Source organism: Pseudanabaena sp. FACHB-2040 (assembly GCF_014696715.1).
Taxonomy (GTDB): Bacteria; Cyanobacteriota; Cyanobacteriia; order Phormidesmidales; family Phormidesmidaceae; genus JACVSF01.
In genome coordinates this window covers 175,552-196,786 of record NZ_JACJQO010000010.1, presented here as the reverse complement: position 1 = coordinate 196,786, position 21,235 = coordinate 175,552, and the positions used below count along the sequence as shown (strand labels likewise).

Below are 21,235 nucleotides of genomic sequence, written 5' to 3'. Positions count from 1 at the left end.
CAGCTCTTTACGCAATTCATAAAGCTGCTGCCCGAAGGCACAAGCCTATAATCAAGGCAAGCCGGAAAAAGTTGACTCGCACCAAGCGACCCTTTCCGTGAACCGGGAAAACCATGCTGACACTCAAGCAACTCAGGCAAGACGCCTACCAAAACTGGGAAGTCATCTGCATTGAGCGAGGAGTTTATAACCCTGCTCCAGATTCCATCGGCCTTCCCCCAATCAGGGCCGAACAACTGCCCATCACCAACACCGCCTTCAAAAACGAAATTCGTAAACGCTTTGGCGACCTGCGGCGACACGCTACCTGGAAACAAGCGGCTGTGTGGATGGCCGCCCAAGGCGTGTCTCAGAGCTACCTAGAGCCCTACCAAATCGTCGGCTACCTGGTTTCTCCTGGCTACATGAACGATCTCGTTCGCCAGCACTATGGGAAAGAAGTCATTGAAGCCATGCTGCAATTCCCTGAGGTGTTGGGTTTAATTCGAGATGGACTAGAGCAGATACAGCAAAACGCTGAATATCACCGTGAGCGGGCGCTAGTGGAGCAATTTGTTCGAGAAGGGCACCCGCTTCCTACTGTGGGCGCGATTGCGATCGCAGCCTAACCACTCATCCGTTCAGGGCATTATCCTGTGTCGTCTGCCGCTTCCGACCCTATTTCTTATACCGCTCGCATCGTAGCGGCGAAGCGAGCCATTGAGCAATCTCACCCAGGCCGACTGTTTGAAGACCCCTATGCGGCTCTACTGGCAGGCGACGAGGTAGAGAACCTGCTGGTCAAATGGCGAGAAGTCGCACGCAGGCAGGATCGGCCCTTAGAAGATGTGATTGTCAAACGCACTCGCTACATCGCTATCCGCACTCGCTTCTTTGACGATCTTTTGCGGTCTGCCCTTAGTGAAACAGACAACTCACAAATAGTCATCCTGGGAGCAGGACTCGATACCAGAGCGTTTCGGTTTGGTTGGCCCCTAGCAACTCACGTGTACGAGGTAGATCACCCAGAAGTTTTGAACTACAAAGTACATGCTCTTCAAAACCACGCTCCAACCTGTCAGCATCACCTCATCCCTGGCGACCTGACTGATGCTCAGGCAAGCTGGGTTAAGGCTCTACTAGATCAAGGTTTTCAGTCCACTAACCCAACAATTTGGCTGCTCGAAGGGGTGGTAATGTACCTACCCGAGCCATCAGCCCATGCCCTTCTCAAACGACTGTCTCTACTAAGCTCGGCTGGCAGTGTACTGGGGATGGATGGCGTCACCGTTGGCTCAATTGCCGCTGCCCAACGCGCCCAAAAAGCAGATCGAGGCCGAGTAGTGCGCCACTGGGAGTTTGGCCATGACGACCCAAACCATCTGCTAGCAGACTACGGCTGGAGCGCTGAGATTAGCCAACCCCAAGACATTGGGAGCACTCACGACAGATATCCCAGATCCTTGCCAATTGAGGCTGAAGTCGGCGGGAACCAAGACAAACGTGGCGTTTGGCTGGTGAGTGCTAGGAAGCGTGAGTGAATTGCGATCGCTTTACTCCCTTCAGTTCGCCTGATTGAAAAAAGTTCCCTTCTTCTGGTGCCAAAAGAAGAACTACGAGTCTCAACCTAGACAAGGTTTAGCTCACAACTCCTTCAAGCATCGGGGGCAATCAGGCAATTCATAAATGCTTCATAGAGAAATGAATCGAGGCCCCTCTCAAGCGGCTAAGAGCTACAAAGGCAACCTGCGGTGTTAACCTTCTATTAAAACAAGATTAACTTTAGGTTAATAAGTCTTTGTTGCAGATAGCCCCATTTGTAGGAGCTTAGGTGAACTCTATGGAACTGATACTTTCCCCTAGGAGAATTTTCAGACTGATTTTCTCCTTTATTTTAGGGCTGACGCTGGCAAGCTCTGGAATGAAGCTAGTAAGGCATCTGCTCGGGGATTATCCGGCCGGCTACCAGCTATTTGATATAGATTCTGAGCAAAATATTCCCGCTTGGTATTCCTCGGGACTCTTGCTGATTTGCGCAGTGCTTTTGGCCCTCATTGCCCTAATCAAAAATAAAAGCGACGATCCTTACAAACATCATTGGACATTTTTATCCATTATTTTCATGGGTCTGTCTCTAGATGAGGCTATCAGTCTCCACGAAAAACTGATTGAACCCCTGCGGGCCGCCTTTGATCTTGGCGGCATATTTTACTTTAGCTGGGTCTTGCCCATGATTGGATTTCTGGGCATTTTGGCGTTTTTCTATCTGAGATTTTTGCTCGATTTATCTTTGCGATCGCGCCGTCTGTTTCTCCTGGCCTCCGGAATGTACATTTCGGGCGCAATCGGGGTAGAAATGATCAACGGCCTACTTTGGGAGAGCGCCAACGCCGCCACGCCTCTATATGGTGCGTTCACAACCCTAGAGGAGTTCCTTGAGATGATTGCAATCAGCATATTTATCTATGCCCTGCTGGCTTATCTGTCCGAAAATCTCAGCGTAAAGATCTTCTTTGATAAGGAGAAGGTTTAAATGCCCTGTACGCTCTGATACAGCCTCGGTGTGCAAAAGCCGGTGTCTAGGGCAGGAATAGTCCCTACCCATATTACCTAGAGCAAAGCCTCGCCTATCTCAAGATGCCGTTCATAGTCCTTACTGTGCCGACGGTGCTATCTTAACCAGACTGGCCGCCATTATTATTTAGCCTCTCACCAAGGCAAAGTCAGATCAGGGTTAGGGCTAGGCGGTAGAGCCTTACAAATAAACGCGAGAACGTAAATCTGATCCGGTGCTGTAGTGGTTTCAGAGGGTTTAACCGAGGCATCTGGGGTTTGGCTAGAGTCTGGAGCCTGGGGCAGGGTGGGGCGGAAAATCGCCTCCTGTTGAAGACGCCGAAAGGCTTTAGACGTAGCTTCCTGTTGCAAGATCTGAGCCGTTGGCGTAGCGAGTTGGTTGATAGCTATTGGTGGGTTAGGGTTCACCCGGAGCGGCTTGGATATGTTTATCCCCTGCAAAGCGCTAATTTGGGCAGTTTTGAAGGAGCTAGCAGGGGCAGCCTGCACAAAATTCACTTGAGTCAAATTGGGCTTAATCGAGGCTACCTGAAAATTTTGCCTGACTGCGGGTGCTGGCTGGCCCAGGGCAGGCTGCCCTAGCTGATGAGTCAGGGGTTTTGTGCTAACCACCTGCGGGTTGGGCCGAACCTTGAGGACTTGTACAGCCTTGGAGAACTCTAACCTTTCAGCTGTGAGGGGTAACTTGTTGGGAAGCACCCTGCCTGGCCCTTGGGGTGTTCCTGAGTTGGCCGGGGGGGTAGCTCGCTTAATAGTGATATTGCGGGCAAAAACAACGGCAGTAACGTAGGCGGGGCAGCGCCCAGAGGCGGGCATCTTACCATCAGAAAGCTGCTTTGAGCCATCGGAAAAGCGCCAGAACCGGGCTTTGAACAGGTCAGAGTCGAGCCAGGTACGCAAAATGGCAGCAGAGCTAAACTCCAAAGAGATGGAGGCAATATCTGAGTCTTGGCGGTCGGCGGCTAGTCGCGATCGCAACTCCGCCGGGGCCGCCCTCACCATCGCCTCAACTTCATCCTTAGCTAAGGTAAACGGCTGCCAAGATCCGGACTCCAAAGCATTAATGGGAGAAAAACTGCTGGGATAAAACTGGACATTATCCACATCCGTAAGGGCATTGATATCGGGGTTAAATTTCTCATTCCATTCGCCCCAGGTCTTGTTGGGGTTTTTTCCCCCTAAGCGGTTCCTCACCTGCTGAGCCTGTTCAACCTCCTGTTTAAAGCCCTCATTCACCCATCGCGTCTCCAGGTCACTGATTTGCTGGCGCAGCTGAGGCTCTTCCAGCGTTTGCCAATGGGTCTTAATCTCAAGGTTCGTAGCGGTTTCACCCGTTAACTTAGCAGTAGCGTAGCGTTCCTGCAGCACAAACCACTGATCGCGAAACTGGCTATACAGCCTGAGAGCAGGGCTAGGTTCAAGCCAGCCATCATCCCGCTTGCTGTTTAAAAACTGCACCGCAGCCTGGTACTGGGCTTCCTCCTGAGGGCTACGGGTTGACTGGGCCAATTCAGTGTCGTGCCCGCCTAAAACATCGCCATAAACATCCCAGAGATACTCTGCCTCTGTCGGTTGCCAGGCGTCTCCCGTCGGAATGAGGTTGACCAGCAGAGAAAACTCCTTCAAACGCGGCACGTTAAGATCTTGAACAAAACTCAGCTCTGCCTGGGTATATTGCAGCGGCGTTACCGGGAAGCTGAGAAATGTACTGTCGCTCCCAAAGACTTTTTGGGCTTTGTGCATTAAGGCCAGTTGGGCAATAGCATCCATCGTAAAATCCTCGATCAAGGGACCATCGCAGAAACCCCCTCACCCCCTGCTGAGGGGTAAAATTGAGCTGCAACAGGGGAAGCTGAGGGGATCTAATTTAGAAACCTATGTTTTTGACTCAGTGGCCTAAATCCACTTTTCGATATCGGGCAGCGGATTAGGAGACTTGGGCAACACATGGCACTTAAAGCCAATCACCTGCATACCCGGCACTCGCATGGTTTGGCCATCAAAGCTGTAGCCCTGGGTTGAAGTAGTCTCACCCAGGCTGGTCGCCCGAGTGTGAGAGCCACCCAAATTAAAGGGCCCAAAAGACAGCACGCCGCCGCCGCTAGCGGATGACCGTTCATACTCCGAGAGATATTCCGAGAAGCCGCTGCTCTGGCCCAGGGATAGCACTAGATCCTTAATCACCACCATAGCCGTGGGATAGGCAGGAATCAGGCCTTTGGCCGGGTTGCCGCCATCGCTCACCATTTGAGATTTGGCTTCGGGGTTGTTTTGGTCAAAGCGCCAGGTTTTGCTGTTCAAATACGCAGTTTTGAGCCAGGGACGGGCCACTAAAACCTGAGCGATTTTGAAAGACAGCCGGAACCGGCTGGTGTCGAAGCTTACCTTCGATTCATAGGATGTGCTGGAGTTGCTAGCCCCACCTCTGCCACCAACGGAGAGAAATCCTAGACTAAACCCACCCCCACCTCGGGTAGAAGAGGCCCGCGAGGCATACTGAGAGTTTTTATATCGGTTGTGGCGCACCGAGTTAAAGCTAAACTCCGTCCACCCAGAGGCCCGAGTAAAGTTACCCGGTACCACAGAGGTAAAGTAAAAATCGCTGCCCGAGGCCAGACTAGTGAGCTTCGCCTTAACCAGATCGTCTTGATACTGGGCTTTGAGCAGAGACATGTCTCGCTGCATGACCTGATCAATAAAGGCGTTAATGGCTTCGTAGTCATTTTTGTAGCCATTAGAAACCCAATCGCCTAAAGCCGCCTTGACCCGGTTCCGCAAAATACTGGCGTTCATTGCCCAGTAGTGCACATCTTCGGGCCTGCTAGCTGCTAGGGCCGCGATGCGCCGGTTGTTATACTCCAGCGCAGCAGATTCGTAGGCAGCCATTTTCTCCTGGTAAAGCTTGACGATAGGGCCATCTTCTGTGACCTCACGCTCTCTACCCAATAGATCGGTCTCTGTTCGAGTAACGTTTAACAGGCCGCGAAAACGCTCGATTTTTTGTTTGATATCTTCAGGGAGTTCAGACTGCATGACTTGGCTCATGCGCAAAATATATTCATAGCGTTCTGAGAGAGTTCCCTCATTGTTCATCACGCTCAGACGAGTATATTGCTGGTTGTCAAGCTTAGCCAAATCAGGGACAAAATCAACCAATCTAGCAAAACTTTCAGCCTGCATATATAGCCGAGCCGTGTCGGTAGCTCGCAGCTGATCAAGCAGTTCTGGAGTCAGTTCTGGGGTTTCTGTTTCGGTAGTGAGGTTATTAAGCGCATCTTTATTGACAACACCGGTTAGCCCTTGGCTTAGAAAGTCAAAGTCTTCGGCTTGAATGGGTATTCCTGGGGCGCTCCAGCTAAAGAAATTATCCTCAGAAGCGGGCACGTTATTATCGCCGCTCGTAAGGACATCGTACAAACTTGCCATGATCGAGTTAGCTAGAGCACTGGGCTGTTCAAAAGACATAACAGGTTTCTCCTGGTTTAGGATAGTAGCCTTTTAGCAGCAATTTGTGACTCTATCTCAAATCAAAAAAGCTTCACCCATCAAGTTAAAGTGAGCTAGTTTAATGTTGCTAATTCAGAGACAAAGTGTGGCTGTTGCTATCAGGTATGTCTTTAAGTATGAAAAGCCTTCTCTCTATTGCCATGCCCCTTGTGGGTAATCTAGTAAAGTTAGATACAAAACTAAATTTGGCGAAAAAAGAATTAGTTTGCGCTCCATCTTAGCTACTTGCTTCCCCTTGCTCGAAACGAGAGCTTTCTACTCCCTTTTCCGAAGAAAATTAGGGGGACCTCTGCTCAGCAAACGTGCTGACGAAGAGTCTTCGAACATCTTCATCAGGGCCAACTTGTCTCATAGGCATCGTTGCCCTGCCCATAGATCAAGTCCCCATAGGCTTGCCAGTAAGTTTGCTCCTCTTGAGTCATTACTGGAGTCGTAAGTGCTGCCAGATTGGCCCGAAGCTGTTCGTGGGTCTGGGGAGACGTTAGCGCTAGCCGAACGGCAGGCTGGCTTAAGCAAAAGCGGTAACAGTCAGCAGCTGAGGGAGGTGAGTGGGGCCAGCTGGGATGCCCCTTGAGGAGCGTTCCCCAGCGGGTACTGGTGAAGGTTATCACAGGCATTCCGGCAGCCTCTGCAGCTGGCAAAACAGCGGCTTCTGCTCCCCGATGCGCCATGTTATAGCGATGCATCAGCACGTCACACAGGCCTTCTTGAATAATCCGTAGGGCAATGGGTCGGTTGTGCGTTGAGATGCCCACGTAGCGGATTTGCCCTGCGGCTTTCCAGTCATAAAGCCGATCCAGTAAGGCTCTGAGCTCATGCCAGTCGTCTGTAGGCGAGACGTATTCCAGGAAAAACACATCAAGGCTGTCAACCGCCAACTTCTGCCGCGCCTGATCAAAATGGCGCTCTGTCTCACTCAAGCTGCGGCTCTCAGTTCCCGTAGCGACCATGACGTGATCTCGGTGGACTTGCAGGTGCGATCGCAATTCTTCCACCAGCGGCCCCTTACCCAAGCCGTAGGAGAAGAAGTAATTAATGCCAGCCTGCCAGGCCAGATCTACACAGCCCGGCTCCATCCGCTTTTGCCCAGCCAGGCCTAACCGGCTGGCTGGTTGGCCTTGAATAGTCGTTAGATCCATGCGGTGTGCTCTCCAGCAGCCAGCGAAGACTTAATCGGAGGGCGACAGCGTGAAAAACTGCCCAACGCTCCATCAGCAGCCTATGCCAAAACATCGTTAGGATCAAAGCTGTATGCTGTAGCCCTTCACCCAGCTGATTTGTCTTTCGATTCCTGCTCTAGAAGCAAAGCTTTATAACCACCCATCAATCCAGCCAGACCGCCTACCCACCCTAGATACTAGCCAAGGCCATGCAACTGCTCTCCATCGAAACCACTCCTAGCCCCAACTGTATCAAGCTCAATCTAGACGGAACCATTAGCCCTAAAGCGTTGACTCTGCAGAAAGGCAGCAACTCGCCCGATGCGCCTGAGGTGGCTCAGCGACTACTGGCAATTGAGGGAGTGCAGTCCGTCTTTCTCATCAAAGATTTTATTACCCTGACTCGCAAAGGAAACTCAGACTGGCAGCCCATTTTAGCGAAAGCCGCCAATGTCATTGGGGTCGCCGATAATGCCGATTCCAAGCTACTGGCGCAGGTATCGCAGCCTGCCCAGGCAGCCGAGAACAATCAGAGCACACCTGCCTCAAACTTGGGCCAGCTAGAGGTGGCCGTACAGACGTTTCGAGGCATTCCGGTGCAGGTGCGGGTTACAGCAGCAGATGGGCAGCAGGCCCGAGTTTCTCTGCCCGAGCGCTTTAGTCAGGCGCTACAGCGGGCCATCAGCGCTACAGCCGCTGACTATGTAGCTGAGCGACGTTGGGAACCCTACCAGGCTCCGGCGGGTGCTCCCGATGAGGTGGCCCAGCTAGTGGCCGATGAAATCGATAGCCTGATTGATGCCGAGGAACTGGCCCAGATTGAAGCCGCTGCTGCCCACCAATCAGACGCACAGCCCGTTGACCATACGGCCCAGCAGCAGGCTCTAGTTGCCCAGTTGAGCCACCTTGACTGGAAGCATCGACTCAAGGCACTCCAACAGCTAGAAGTTACTCCCGAAACTTTCCCAGCCGTTAAGGCACTGCTTGACGATGAGAAAAGTACGATTCGTCGTTGGGCTGCAGCGCTACTGGGGGCCAGCAATCTAGAAGCTGCGGTAGAGCCTCTGTGCCGGGTTGTCCGGCAAGATTCCTCAGCCATTGTGCGCCGAACGGCAGGAGATGCCCTGAGCGACCTGGGCAATCCTAGCGCCATGCCCACCTTGATCGAGACTCTGGCTGATGCTTCTAAGCTAGTGCGTTGGCGAGCTGCCCGGTTCTTGAATGAGCTGGGCGACCAAACTGCAGTTGAGCCGTTGCGGCGGGCAGCAGAACAGGAAGCTGAGTTTGATGTCCGGGTCGAGATGATGGCAGCGCTAGAGCGGATTGAGGGTGGGGGCGACACCCAGCTGCCTATGTGGATGAGGCTCACCCAGGGAACTGGGAGCAATCAGCCCGTCCTGTAGAAATGAGAATTGCTAGCTCTCTTCGGTCTTTCAAATGACATTGCTATATCGGGATTCTCAGTGCTTGAGCAGCTTCTTGCCAAAATGAGAATTGCTGTCAAAACCCAGCTGATCAAACCCAAAAAGCCGGGGCATGCCCCGGCTTTTTGGTCTGCGTCATCTCGATTCAACAGCCGCCTGGGCCACAGAACTTGTGCGCGTACAATACCTCCGCATCACAGATATAGGCGATGCCCGCATAATTGTCGAAAAACTCCAATGCGACCCTATCCGAAATCTTCAGGGCCATATCCTGATTTTCGGTGAGCACCTCGAACTTTATATTCGAGGTGGTGTCAGAAACGCTGGGTTGTCCCGACGAGCGCACGCTGCGACTACCTTTACCGCCAGTTTCCAACACCGTATAACCGGTAGCTCCGGCTTCGTCGATGATCTGGGCGACCCTTTTCAGCAGCAATTTCTCTGTGATGATAACGAGCTTTTTAGCTGGCTTGGACATATTGATTACCTCCCTACACATGTATTCATTTAACCACTTGGTCGCCGGGCCAGGAGCGCACCGGCAGACCGGAGTCGTTTGGGATTAGCTGCCTATCAGAGCCTGGGCGAGCCCGACGAAGAGCGGTATGCACAATGCAATCGCAACCGGCGTGCCGATGGCTGTGGACGCGCCGATGTAGGCAGAGGGATTGGCTGTCGGGATACCAGCTCGTAGCGTGGGCGGCCCTGAAATGTCTGAACTAGAGGCGGCAATGACGGCCAGGAGCGCGACACCGCCAGCGCTGAAACCCGTTACATAGTGGGCAATCATGCCGAGACCGAAGGCGACAAACCCATGCAGGAATGGTGCCACAAAGGCATATAGGGCGTACCACTGAGCCACCTTGCGCAGCTCGTTGAGTCTTGCCCAAGCCTCCATACCCATGATCAGCATCAGGATCGAAAGCAGGCCGCGGAAGAGGGGATCGTAGAAGCTCTCGTAGACACTTTCCGGCCGGGTTAGGATGCCTAGGGCAAGACCGAGCAGCAGTGCCGATAGGGCAGATCCCTGGATGCTTTCCTTCACGATGGGCCAGATCTTGACTCGCCCACTTGGAGAACCGCCCGGCCCACTGGAATACCCGCCTGCGGAACCACCTGACTCGCCGGAATATCCGCTTGCACTACCGCTGCGCTGGTCGATTGGAGTCCCGCTGGCAACTGGGTGGTCGATTGGAGCCCCGCCTGCGGCAACCGGCTGCATGCCGACATAATCTTCATTTCTGAGATACTTCTCGTTTTTGAGATACTTGTCGCGCTTCTGCTTGTTGGTATAAATGCTGGCTACGACGATCGCAGTCACGAGCGCCGGGATGTCCATGAAGGGATAGAGTGCGCCGGCCCAGGCCTCGTATTCGATGCCTTGCCCTTCCAGTACCGTTATGCCGGCGACCATGGTAGAGCCACTCACGGCACCGAACAAGCCCCCGGTCGCAACGGCATCCACAACTCTGATACCCGGCAGTTTGGCAAACGTGTGACGCGCGATGAGCACAATCACGATCCCCGTTATCACGGCGAACAGCGCAGGCAGCAGCATCTCCGCCAGACTAGCATTGCGAATTGCCATGCCGCCGGTCAGGCCGACTTTGATGAGCAGCATGAAAACGATGAACTTATAGATCGCATCGGGAATTTGCAGTTCGCTACCGAGGGCAGCAATAACGATACCGCCAATCAAAAAGCCAAGGGTCGGGGACTGCAACTGAGCCCCAAAATTCGTTAAGAATTCTGACAAGAAATCCACTAAGACCTCCTTCCGCCCCCTCTAACGAGGGGTGATTACTGTGATGAGTGAGCTTTAAGGAGTAGGGGTGAAGTGCTTCACCCCTACAGCACAGGTGTTACACGAGAACCTGTCGACAGGGTGTTCAGAGATTGGCACTCTCTGAATGGGGCTGGAAGGTGATAGTTGTCCCGCAGACCCTTCATAGACCCTTATCTATTAAGTTCTGAATCTTTATGTGCTTAAGTCTATACCGAAAACCGCACAAATTTGCGATCGCTTTATACGGATCTGCTAAATAATGTCAAATTCAAATCATAAGTTTTCCTTTTATTTCAGAAGACTTGCATATTTCTGGTCAATGTAAATTGCGATCGCAGAGTTTCCCCAATGCGACCTGCCCTTTACCAAAGAGCCAAATGGCTGTCATTTCCTCTTTTCGCTAGATCGACCCATCCGAAACCCTTGCAGATGTTGGCTTAGTCGCCCCGTCTCTGTGATGGGTCGCACCATGATCGCCTTGAGGCCAAATATACGACGTTTCAAGGAAAATACCTGCCCCTACGATGGGCCGTATCAATCCACTTGCAATGCAGGTGACTCTCTAGGTGGGGTCGGCTCTAAGGGGGGACTGTAGCGAGCGACGTTAATCCAAATTACTGAAAGCAGTAAACCAACACTGCAACCGATCAAGAAGACCCAACCATGGGAGGGCTCTAAAACACAGAGCAAGCGGCGATTACTGCCATACACCTGCACGACCCACCCCTCATCCGTATCCAACTTTGGCTGCGACTGTCTCGATTCAAACCTGTTCATGGTTTTCACTCCATGCTGATTGTGTATATCGCCTACAGGCAACAGCCTGTATCGAACGGAAGACCTGCCGAAAATCCACCTGTGTGATGTATGTAGCGGCTTCAGAACAGTGGTTGTGTCTTTAAGCTGCTTTCGCTGAGCTTATAGATTTAAATCTATGCTTCAAGCGAATACCATATTCTTAAGTTTATGCAATGCCTGGTTAATAAGCAGCATTTTCTACAAAATATTGCCTCAAACTTATTGAATCTTTTGATAATCGAAACTTATAGATTGAACCTGCTTGGCTATACCGCACCAGTGCAAGTTTTTTGACGATCAGCCGGGCATCGCCTACATCTGTGAGACGGAGGTACTGCACACGCGCACGTTCTAACTCAAAACCCCAGCAATTCTCATTCTGGCGGACATACCGTACTGGAATTGCTCGACTAAAAGTACAGCCTGCTGCGATCGCACCTGCCCCCGCAAGACCTTCTTTGATAATTTACAGGCCTTACCCAGTACCTATATATGCGCTACCTATCTCCGGCTGCTGGGGTTCGATGCGCTTCATCACAACCATTACCACGATACTGAGCTTGCCCAGATATCGAGCGAGGAGCAGCGGATCCTGCTGGCTCAAGACCAGGGCCTATTGAAATGCAGTGTTGTCACCTACAGGTACGTTGTGCGACCGCATCACCCAAAGCAGCAGGCTAGAGCGGTGCTAGAGCGGTTCAGCCTGCAGGATGCAGTGGCTCGCTGGAACGCTACCCTCGCTGTAACGGACGGATCGCCCTAGTAGACAAAGCGCAGGTAGCCGATCGACTGCCTACGATCACCCGTCTTCACTACAGTGACTTTGCTGTGTGCTAAGGCTGCGGTCAAGTTTATTGGAAGGGAGCCCCCTACAGTCGCATTCAGCAATTGCTAGACCGGGTAACGATATAGCTAGTGTCAGAACCGTCAGGTTAGCGCGCCGTGAACCTTGCCTATCAGCGCATCCCCTTCGCATCGAGAATCGGATTTTCAGCGTTAATCTAACAATTTCTATGGCAATTCATCATCTCATTGACATAAGGTGACAGGACACGATACATGATGGTTCAGCCGTTACATCAATTTTTCACAGTGCAAAGTTTTCCGAACTTTCTGCTTTATCGTCCTCAGGAGAGATAGACATGGATGCCAGCTTAATCATATCCAATATCCTAAACCCACCTATCCTCTTTTTCTTCCTGGGAATGACGGCTGTCATCGTCAAATCTGACCTAGAAATTCCCGCACCTATCCCCAAACTCTTTTCGCTTTACCTGCTACTTGCAATTGGGTTTAAGGGCGGCGTAGAGCTGATTAAGAGCGGGGTGACTCAAGAAGTCGTGCTAACGCTTCTTGCAGCAATGCTGATGGCTTGTTTTGTCCCGCTATACACCTTTTTTATTCTTAGATTGAGGCTTGACACTTATGATGCAGCTGCGATCGCAGCAACCTACGGCTCCATCAGCGCCGTTACCTTTATTACCGCCAGTGCTTTTCTGACTGAACTTGGCATTGATTTTGATGGCTACATGGTAGCAGCATTGGCTTTGATGGAATCTCCAGCAATCATTGTAGGTTTGCTCTTAGTTAATCTATTTACGGTTGATGGCAAGCGAGAGATTACCTGGCCTGAAGTGCTAAAAGAGGCATTTCTTAACAGTTCAGTTTTTCTGCTCGTTGGCAGCCTCATCATTGGCGTGTTGACAGGAGAGCATGGTTGGCAAGTTTTAGAGCCCTTCACGCAAGGACTGTTTTATGGTGTTCTAACCTTCTTTCTGCTCGACATGGGACTTGTTGCCGCCAGAAGAATTAAAGACTTGCAAAAAACCGGTGTTTTTCTCATCTCGTTTTCCATCCTAATTCCTATAATAAACGCAGGCATTGGGTTGCTGATCGCTAGATTCATCAACATGCCTCAAGGAAATGCTCTCCTGTTTGCCGTCCTGTGTGCCAGTGCTTCTTACATTGCTGTTCCGGCAGCAATGCGGTTGACTGTTCCTGAAGCAAACCCCAGCCTGTACGTTTCGACGGCTTTAGCGGTAACTTTCCCGTTCAACATCATTGTAGGCATTCCGCTCTACCTATACGGAATTAACCTGTTGTGGAGGTAATCCCATGCATCTTGTTAAAAAAATAGAAATCATTGCCAATTCATTTGAGCTAGCCAAAATTTTAGATAGCTTAAATAAATCAGGTGTTCATGGTCATGCCGTCATTCGCAATGTTGCGGGTAAAGGATTGCGAGAAGGCAGTGAAGATCTAGACATGACAATGCTTGACAATGTCTATATCATTGCTTTCTGCATGCCTGATCAGATCAAGACTGTTGCCGAAAACGTCCGACCTTTGCTCAATAAGTTTGGGGGAACCTGTTATATTTCCGATGTCATGGAGATTCGCTCAGTTAAATGCATTGCATCCCTGTGAGCCAGCACAAACTAAACCTTCATGAATTAGACCTTACTAAAGCTCAACGCTTTTAATAGGTTTTATTTTGCACCTCTAATTTCTCAGTTAATCGCTCAATTCCTGCCAGGAACTAACATGAGTCACCTAAATGGTTTCATCGGTCGTCGTGATCTGCTAAAGCTTGGATCAATCGGAGCTCTTGGGCTGACAGCAACGGCAAGCAACCTGATCTGGCAGGTTAAATCCGCTCAAGCAGCCGAATCATCTGCAGCCGCGCGCCCCGCCCTAAGTCCCGACGCCGCCCTACAAAAACTGGTGGAAGGAAATCAGCGGTTCGCGCAGCACCAGCCCCAATATCCCGATCAAACTGAAGACCGGGTGCGGGAGGTGGCCCAAGCGCAGTATCCATTTGCTACTGTGTTGAGCTGTGCTGACTCACGGGTACCGGCTGAGATTGTTTTTGATCAGGGCATTGGCGACATTTTTGATGTGCGGATTGCGGGCAACATCGCAACGCCTGAAGCGCTTGGCAGTATTGAATACGCGGTGGTGCTGCTGGGCACCCCACTGCTGATGGTGCTTGGGCATGAGCGATGTGGCGCAGTTACCGCCGCTGTCCAAAATAAAGCGCTGCCGGGTGCCATTGGCACGTTTGTGGAGGCCATTTTGCCCGCCGTAACACGGGTCAAAGACCAGCCGGGGGACGTCATAGACAATGTTGTGTCTGCTAATGTGCAGTATCAGATTGAAGAGCTGATGCGATCGCAACTGCTCACCGAGCGGCTACAGTCTGGCAGCCTAAAAATCGTAGGAGGTCGATACGACCTGGATACCGGCAGAGTAGTCATTATCGCCTAGGGATCAGCTGAACCAGATCGCTATAAGCGCTGCATAGGGCCAGGAAATTTGCTTTCCTGGCCCTATGCAGCGTATAAAATCTTTAGGAATAGTACGCACATACTGCTTTAACATAGATTAATATCAATGTTATTTCTATGTAACCCAGATATATATCAATGTTTGCTTATACCCATTATTGGTTTTTTATCTAAAAGATCAGGTTCTCAAAGCAACTACTCCAGGCTTAAACCCTGTAGACTTGGTTTCAAGTTAAAAAACAGATGCAGCTAACGCATCTTACTCCTAGTTTTTGATTCATTCCTTGTCCAAAGCCATAACTGGAATTTTCCCTCAACAGAAGTTCTAGATCTGAAATGGACTCGGTATTGCTAATTGAAAAATGAGCTTGTCTGGGGGGCCATTAGAGCCCGTAAGGCAAGCTCATTTCTCTTCCGAAAGCACAGAGCTTTTAAGCTTTTGCGCTTTGATTTGCAACCTTCATGGAGGCTGTTAGGAGCTCTTATGTCCAATTTTTCAAATGTCTCTCGCCGACGTTTTGTAAAGCTAGCAGCTGCATCCTCTGGAGCTGTTTTATTGAAGGGCTGTTTGGGCAATCCACCCGATACTACCGCTACCACAGCTGCTACGGTTGGTTCAGCCGCTTTACCTGCTGCTAATGTCGGTACAGGTGAAACGCCCGAGGTAACAACAATTAAGCTCGGATTCATTCCCATTGTGGAATCTGCTCCTCTCGTTATTGCCAAAGAAAAAGGATTTTTTGATAGGTATGGCATGACAGGAGTGGAGGTTTCAAAACAGGCAAATTGGGCCTCCGCACGGGATAACGTGGTGATTGGATCTGCTGGCGGCGGTATTGATGGAGGCCAGTGGCAAATGCCAATGCCTCATCTCATCACTGAGGGCATCATTACCAACGGCAATAAGGTCCCCATGTACGTCTTAGCCCAGCTTAATACTCAGGGCAACGGCATTGCCATTTCGGGCATGAATCGGCAGAAAGGAATGGGTCTAAAGATTAATGACCCAGAGTATGTCAAGGGATTTGAGCGCAATCAAGGCCGTAAGTTTAAGGCCGCCCATACCTTCCCCAACGTGAACCAAGATTTCTGGATTCGCTACTGGTTTGCCTCCAGTGGCGTTGATCCAGACAGCGATATTGACCTGCTCGCCGTACCCCCGGCAGAAACGGTGCAGGGCATGCGCACTGGCACGATGGATGCCTTTAGCACCGGCGATCCTTGGCCCTACCGCATCGTGGCTGACGATATTGGATTTATGTCAATCCTGACCCACCAAATGTGGAAGTTTCACCCCGAAGAATATCTGGCCCTTCGAGCCGATTGGGTAGACCAGAACCCCAAAGCAACCAAAGCTTTGCTAAAAGCCGTTATGGAGGCCCAACAATGGTGTGATGATCCGGCAAATCGGCAGGAACTTGTGCAGATTTGCTCAGGCCGCAACTACTTCAATGTCCCGTCCGAAGTGCTGACTGCGCCCTATGAGGGCAAATACGCGCTGGGAGACGGCAAGCCAGAAGTCAACGACTTCAAGGCAGGCCCCCTGTATTGGAAAGACGATATCGGCAGTGTCTCCTATCCCTACAAGAGCCATGACCTCTGGTTCTTAACCGAGACAATGCGCTGGAACTTCCACAATGGCGCTATCCAAGACTTTGATATGGCCAGAAATCTGATAGATCGGGTCAACCGCGAAGACCTGTGGCTAGAGGCGGCGAAAGAAGCTGGCTTTGCGGCGGCAGACATTCCTACCTCCACTTCTCGCGGCATTGAAACCTTCTTTGACGGCGTCACTTTTGACCCTGAAAACCCAGAAGCTTACCTAGCAAGCCTGAAGATCAAGCGGGCTTAAAGCTAGCAAACCGACAGCGTTTTTCATCCAGACCGACAGCGTTTTTTTACCTTCAGCGTTTAGAGGACTCTCCAATGGTTGCGAATACAAGAAGCCGGGCTACTAGAGCTAGTTTTTTAGGGCCGCTGCGATCTCGCCTGCCCAAGAATACGCAAGACATTCTGCTACCCATCATCGGGGTGCTTAGCTTTCTAATCATTTGGCAGCTGCTGTCAATGACGGGGATAACAAAGCTGCCGCCGCCCAGTGCCATAGTGACCGATGAGAACACCCGCATCCTGCTGCTTTATCCCTTTATGGATCGCGGCGGATTAGATAAAGGACTGTTTTGGCAAACCTGGGCGAGTTTGCAGCGGGTAGCGCTCGGCTATAGCGCAGCCGCAATTGTTGGCATTGGTCTAGGGATTTTGGTGGGCACACGGCCTAAAGTCAACAAAGCCCTCGACCCCATCTTCCAGTTTTTGCGAATGATTGCGCCCTTAGCGTGGGTACCAATTACGCTAATTGCGCTACCAAATGTGCAAACGGCAGCGATCTTTGTGATTTTCATTACATCAGTTTGGCCCATTCTAATCAACACAACTGTAGGCGTGCAGCAAATTCCAGAAGACTACAAAAATGTGGCTCGCGTACTGAAAATATCGCCTCGCAAGTACTTCTTCAAAATTTTGATTCCCTCTGCATTGCCCTACATTTTCACAGGTCTTCGGATTGCCATTGGTCTAGCCTGGTTGGCCATTATTGCCGCTGAAATCGTGATGTCTGGTGTGGTCGGCATTGGCTTCTTCATCTGGGATGCTTATCAGCAAAACTACGTCAGCGAAGTTATTTTGGCGGTGGTCTATATCGGTGTCATTGGACTGTTGCTCGACAAATTTATGGCCTGGCTGCAGGGCGCGATTTTGCCTGAAGGGAAACGGTAATTGCAAACACCGCATACCGTGCGCTGAGCTGTTTCACCTTTCGGTTCCAACTATCCACTCTCTATTTCTCTGCCGCTATGAAGACCTTTGTTGCTGTTGAAAACATTGAGAAGACGTTTCCCCTAGCCAATGGCGATTCTTACGTCGCGTTGAAGGGCATTGATCTAGACATCCAAAGAGGTGAGTTTATCTCGCTAATTGGTCACTCTGGTTGCGGTAAGTCGACCCTGCTAAATATGATTGCTGGTCTGGATTTGCCTACGGAGGGCCTGGTCATCCTCGATGGTGAAACGGTTCGCCGACCTGGGCCTGACAAGATGGTGGTATTTCAAAACTACTCTTTATTGCCCTGGTTGACGGTACGAGAAAATATCGCCCTGGCTGTAGATGAGGTGCTCTCTCACATGCCGCCTCCAGAACGACGCGCCATCGTTGAACGGCAGATTGACTTAGTAGGACTGCGCCATGCTGCCGACAAGCCCCCTAGCCAACTGTCTGGAGGGATGAAACAGCGGGTTGCGATCGCACGTGCCCTAGCTATTCGCCCCAAGCTGTTGCTGCTGGATGAGCCCTTTGGTGCACTCGATGCACTCACGCGCGGCAACCTGCAGGAACAGCTGATGAAAATCTGCGAAGAGAGCAACGTGACCGCCGTGATGGTGACACACGATGTCGATGAGGCGCTGCTGCTGAGCGATCGCGTTGTCATGCTCACCAATGGCCCCGAATCTAAGATCGGCCAGATCATGGAAGTCGATATTCCCCGCCCCCGCAAGCGGCTAGAGGTGGTAAACCATCCCAGCTATTACTCCATGCGGAGCGAGATTATCTACTTTCTCAACCAGCAAAAGCGAATCAAGCAGTTGCGAGCGCGCAAAAAAGGAGCCGTTGCCCGTCATGGCTTAGAGAAAGTCAACCTGGAGCTAGGCTTTGTGCCGCTGACGGCCTGCGCCCCGTTAGCAATCGCTAAAGAGAAAGGCTTCTTTGCTCATCACGGTCTCGATGAGGTTAGCCTGGTGCGCGAGACCAGCTGGCGCGGTATTCAGGATGGTCTTGCAGGCGGCTACTTAGATGCAGCTCAAATGCCTGCAGGCATGCCCGTCTGGTTAACCCTAGGCGGAGTGGATGGTCGCTCTCTTCCCGTAGTCAGTGCCCTAACGCTAACCCGTAACGGCAACGCCATCACGCTAGACAAACGCTTCTATGATCAGGGCATTTTCACCCTGAAAGACCTAAAACACCTGTTGCTACAAACGCCAAATACCCGCCATACATTTGGCATGGTTCACCCGGCATCGATGCACAATCTTCTCCTCCGGTACTGGCTAGCAGCAGGCGGCATCGATCCTGATCAAGATGTTCAGCTCGACACGATTCCACCCGCCCAAATGATTGCCAACCTGCAGGCCGGAAATATCGATGGTTTCTGCGTCGGCGAGCCCTGGAATGTACGAGCCGCCGTCGAAGGGATCGGATACACAATTGCCACCGACTTAGAAGTGTGGAACGGGCATCCGGGCAAAGTGTTGGGTGTGCGGGAAGATTGGGCGCTCGCCTATCCCAACACCCACATTGCGCTGGTCAAAGCCTTGCTAGAAGCCTGCCGCTACTGCATGGATGAGGCCAACCACGAGGAAATTCGCGAGATTTTATCTCGCCGCGAGTACCTGGGAACTGATTTGCAATATATCTACTTAGGTGACCCCAACCCTCAGGTATGCAGCATTCATCCTTCCCCTCGTGAGTATGCCCACCACCAGTTTTACGGCCAAGGCATGAACCGGCCCAGCCGCACAGAACACCTGTGGATGATGACGCAAATGGCCCGCTGGGGCGACGTTCCCTTTCCCCGCAACTGGGTTGAGATTTTGGAACGGGTTTGTCGAGTCAGCGTGTTTAGTACAGCGGCTCGGGAACTAGGCCTATCAGATATCACCTACAGCCGAGGACCTATTCGATTGTTTGACGGCACAACCTTCAATGCAGATGATCCGATCGCTTACCTAAACAGCCTGGATGTTAAGCACGACATCTACATGGCAGATGTGGCCTTAGCAAATCCCTTGCCTAAATCTGCGTAGCAGAGATAACCGCATCTCTCTGCTGCCGAGGTTGGCTCTAAATAGGTCCAGCCCATTTGTAAAAGCTGCTTTGCACAACAGCCAATCACCTCAAGTCCACGACACTGCCAAATACTCCTCCTCTTGCTTACTATGAAAACGCTAACTACCCAATCCAGACGGCAAGTTTCACTCTCGCATCAAGAAGCCCTTCTTGACATTCAGAAGGTTTCTAAGGTCTACCCAACTCCCAAAGGGGACTACGTCGTTCTAAAAGATGTCAACCTCCAGGTCCAAGCAGGTGAATTTATTTGCGTGATTGGTCATTCTGGCTGCGGTAAAACAACGCTGCTCAACATGGTGGCAGGGTTTTCCCAGCCAAGTGATGGGCTCGTTACGCTACACGGTAAACGCATCAAAGAACCCGGCCCCGATCGCATGGTGGTGTTTCAAGGCTATGCTCTACTGCCCTGGCTCACCGCTTACGAGAATATTTATCTGGCGGTAGATTCTGTGCATCCCCGCAAGTCTGAAGCAGAGAAAAAGCAGATTGTCCGCGAGCACCTAACGATGGTGGGGCTAGCAGACGCTGCCCACAAACAGCCCGGACAACTCTCAGGCGGCATGCGGCAGCGAGTTTCCATTGCCCGTGCCCTAGCCGTTCGGCCAGAGGTCTTGATTCTAGATGAGCCCTTTGGTGCGCTGGATGCGATTACTAAAGAGGAACTGCAGGTTGAACTGCTCAAGATCTGGAACGATCATCGCTGCACAGTTCTAATGATTACGCACGACATTGATGAGGCCCTTTTTCTGGCCGATCGCCTGGTGCTGATGACCAACGGTCCGGCTGCTACCATCGGTGAGGTAATCGATATTCCCTTTCCTCGCCCGCGCGATCGCGATCGCATTATGGAAGATCCTGAATTCTATAAGCTGCGAAACTACATTCTGGACTATCTCTATAACCGCTTTGCCCATGACGACGATTGAACAGCAGCGTGATTCTCTATTCCACGGCAGAACGGCGGTATTGGCCACCATGCACCGCAAAGAGCAGGTCATTACCCCGTTACTGCAGCAGGAATTGGGGATACAGGTTGTTGTTCCCGCTTTAGACACCGATCAGTTTGGCACCTTTACCCGCGATGTTAAACGTTCGGGCGATCAGCTCAGTGCGGCCCGGCTCAAAGCCGAAGCCGCATTGCAGCTTACCGGCAGCGATTTGGCGCTGGCGAGTGAGGGCAGCTTTGGCATGCATCCTGCTATTCCCTTTCTGCCCTACAGCCGGGAAATTGTCGTCTTGATCGATCTGGTTAATGATCTAGAGATTGTGGGCACAGCCCTTTCGACGGAGACAAATTTCAGCCATATTCAGGTAACCCAGTTAGAAGAAGCTCACACCTTTGCCCAAAAAGTAGATTTTCCAACCCACGGATTGGTGGTGATGGCAGCGCCATCAGCAGCGCCAGCCGACATCATCAAAGACATCACTACAGCAGAAGCCTTGACCGAAGCAGTGACTGAGATGCTAAGCCGATTTGGTCAGGCTCATCTAGAAACAGACATGCGAGCAATGCATAATCCGACTCGCATGAAGATCATTGCTCAAGCCACCGAAAACCTGGTTCAGAAGATCCGCCAGTGTTGCCCCCAGTGCGGTTGCCCAGGATTGGACATAGTTGAGCAGCAGGCTGGATTGCCCTGCGCTTGGTGTGGATCTCCTACCCATTTGATACTGGCCACTCGCTATGCCTGTCAAAAGTGCAGTTTCCAGCAAAAGGTTTTATTCCCCAATCAGCAAGAGAAAGCAGACCCCGCCCAATGTAATTACTGCAATCCCTAAAAATTTCTGCCGATCAGGGAATTTTCCCGGCTTGACCGCCAA

At 51.4% G+C, this 21,235-nt stretch carries 19 protein-coding genes; 13 read left to right on the top strand and 6 right to left on the bottom strand.

Going from position 1 to position 21,235, the window contains the following annotated elements; translation table 11 throughout:
• Positions 1-113 precede the first annotated feature (113 nt).
• The 3 genes from H6G13_RS13575 (at position 114) to H6G13_RS13565 (ending at position 2,512) form a co-directional block, all read left to right on the top strand.
• A complete protein-coding gene (locus H6G13_RS13575; protein WP_190483747.1) occupies positions 114-608 on the top strand; it encodes a hypothetical protein in 495 nt (164 codons plus the stop codon).
• A gap of 27 nt (positions 609-635) precedes the next feature.
• Positions 636-1,520 (top strand): SAM-dependent methyltransferase, encoded by an 885-nt coding sequence (locus H6G13_RS13570; RefSeq protein ID WP_190483746.1) that lies wholly within the window; start codon positions 636-638, stop codon positions 1,518-1,520.
• Between the two features lie 581 nt (positions 1,521-2,101).
• Positions 2,102-2,512: a hypothetical protein gene (locus tag H6G13_RS13565; protein ID WP_190483745.1), complete on the top strand. Its 411-nt coding sequence runs from the start codon at positions 2,102-2,104 to the stop codon at positions 2,510-2,512.
• Positions 2,513-2,688: 176 nt separating this feature from the next.
• Here the strand turns inward: H6G13_RS13565 and H6G13_RS13560 are convergent, their stop codons facing one another.
• The 3 genes from H6G13_RS13560 to H6G13_RS13550 all read right to left on the bottom strand — a co-directional run bounded on the left by H6G13_RS13560 (position 2,689) and on the right by H6G13_RS13550 (position 7,199).
• Complete coding sequence (locus tag H6G13_RS13560; RefSeq protein ID WP_190483744.1) at positions 2,689-4,323, bottom strand: hypothetical protein; 1,635 nt, start codon at positions 4,321-4,323, stop codon at positions 2,689-2,691.
• A gap of 126 nt (positions 4,324-4,449) precedes the next feature.
• Positions 4,450-6,018 (bottom strand): hypothetical protein, encoded by a 1,569-nt coding sequence (locus H6G13_RS13555; protein ID WP_190483743.1) that lies wholly within the window; start codon positions 6,016-6,018, stop codon positions 4,450-4,452.
• Between the two features lie 374 nt (positions 6,019-6,392).
• The gene (locus tag H6G13_RS13550) at positions 6,393-7,199 is read right to left on the bottom strand and encodes an aldo/keto reductase (RefSeq protein WP_190483742.1); all 807 of its coding nucleotides are present in this window, start codon (positions 7,197-7,199) and stop codon (positions 6,393-6,395) included.
• 230 nt (positions 7,200-7,429) lie between these two features.
• Between H6G13_RS13550 and H6G13_RS13545 the strand changes: the two genes are divergently transcribed.
• On the top strand, positions 7,430-8,623 hold the full coding sequence (locus tag H6G13_RS13545; RefSeq protein ID WP_190483741.1) for a virulence factor: 1,194 nt from the start codon (positions 7,430-7,432) through the stop codon (positions 8,621-8,623).
• A 166-nt stretch (positions 8,624-8,789) separates the two neighbouring features.
• Here the strand turns inward: H6G13_RS13545 and H6G13_RS13540 are convergent, their stop codons facing one another.
• The 3 genes from H6G13_RS13540 to H6G13_RS29470 form a co-directional block, all read right to left on the bottom strand.
• Positions 8,790-9,122: a hypothetical protein gene (locus H6G13_RS13540; RefSeq protein ID WP_190483740.1), complete on the bottom strand. Its 333-nt coding sequence runs from the start codon at positions 9,120-9,122 to the stop codon at positions 8,790-8,792.
• Positions 9,123-9,206: 84 nt separating this feature from the next.
• Positions 9,207-10,409 carry a sodium-dependent bicarbonate transport family permease gene (locus tag H6G13_RS13535; protein WP_190483739.1) on the bottom strand — a complete coding sequence of 401 codons (1,203 nt, stop codon included), beginning with the start codon at positions 10,407-10,409 and terminating at the stop codon, positions 9,207-9,209.
• Between the two features lie 555 nt (positions 10,410-10,964).
• Positions 10,965-11,207 (bottom strand): hypothetical protein, encoded by a 243-nt coding sequence (locus tag H6G13_RS29470; RefSeq protein WP_347277477.1) that lies wholly within the window; start codon positions 11,205-11,207, stop codon positions 10,965-10,967.
• Positions 11,208-11,598: 391 nt separating this feature from the next.
• Between H6G13_RS29470 and H6G13_RS29165 the strand changes: the two genes are divergently transcribed.
• From H6G13_RS29165 to H6G13_RS13490, 9 genes are all read left to right on the top strand, one after another.
• Positions 11,599-11,991 (top strand): Mut7-C RNAse domain-containing protein, encoded by a 393-nt coding sequence (locus H6G13_RS29165; RefSeq protein WP_190483852.1) that lies wholly within the window; start codon positions 11,599-11,601, stop codon positions 11,989-11,991.
• Between the two features lie 379 nt (positions 11,992-12,370).
• Complete coding sequence (locus tag H6G13_RS13525; protein ID WP_190483738.1) at positions 12,371-13,339, top strand: sodium-dependent bicarbonate transport family permease; 969 nt, start codon at positions 12,371-12,373, stop codon at positions 13,337-13,339.
• Between the two features lie 4 nt (positions 13,340-13,343).
• The gene (locus H6G13_RS13520; protein WP_190483737.1) at positions 13,344-13,655 is read left to right on the top strand and encodes a P-II family nitrogen regulator; all 312 of its coding nucleotides are present in this window, start codon (positions 13,344-13,346) and stop codon (positions 13,653-13,655) included.
• Positions 13,656-13,772: 117 nt separating this feature from the next.
• A complete protein-coding gene (locus tag H6G13_RS13515) occupies positions 13,773-14,495 on the top strand; it encodes a carbonic anhydrase (protein ID WP_190483736.1) in 723 nt (240 codons plus the stop codon).
• Between the two features lie 504 nt (positions 14,496-14,999).
• Positions 15,000-16,367 (top strand): ABC transporter substrate-binding protein, encoded by a 1,368-nt coding sequence (locus H6G13_RS13510; RefSeq protein ID WP_190483735.1) that lies wholly within the window; start codon positions 15,000-15,002, stop codon positions 16,365-16,367.
• A 74-nt stretch (positions 16,368-16,441) separates the two neighbouring features.
• Entirely contained in the window at positions 16,442-17,290 is an 849-nt protein-coding gene (gene ntrB / locus H6G13_RS13505; protein ID WP_190483734.1) for a nitrate ABC transporter permease, read from the top strand.
• 77 nt (positions 17,291-17,367) lie between these two features.
• Positions 17,368-19,371 carry a nitrate ABC transporter ATP-binding protein gene (locus H6G13_RS13500; protein WP_190483733.1) on the top strand — a complete coding sequence of 668 codons (2,004 nt, stop codon included), beginning with the start codon at positions 17,368-17,370 and terminating at the stop codon, positions 19,369-19,371.
• A gap of 132 nt (positions 19,372-19,503) precedes the next feature.
• Positions 19,504-20,340, top strand: coding sequence for a nitrate ABC transporter ATP-binding protein (locus H6G13_RS13495; RefSeq protein ID WP_190483732.1), 837 nt, complete (start codon positions 19,504-19,506; stop codon positions 20,338-20,340).
• On the top strand, positions 20,327-21,193 hold the full coding sequence (locus H6G13_RS13490; protein ID WP_190483731.1) for a DUF6671 family protein: 867 nt from the start codon (positions 20,327-20,329) through the stop codon (positions 21,191-21,193). The genes H6G13_RS13495 and H6G13_RS13490 overlap by 14 nt, the downstream gene beginning before the upstream one ends.
• Positions 21,194-21,235: the final 42 nt, after the last annotated feature.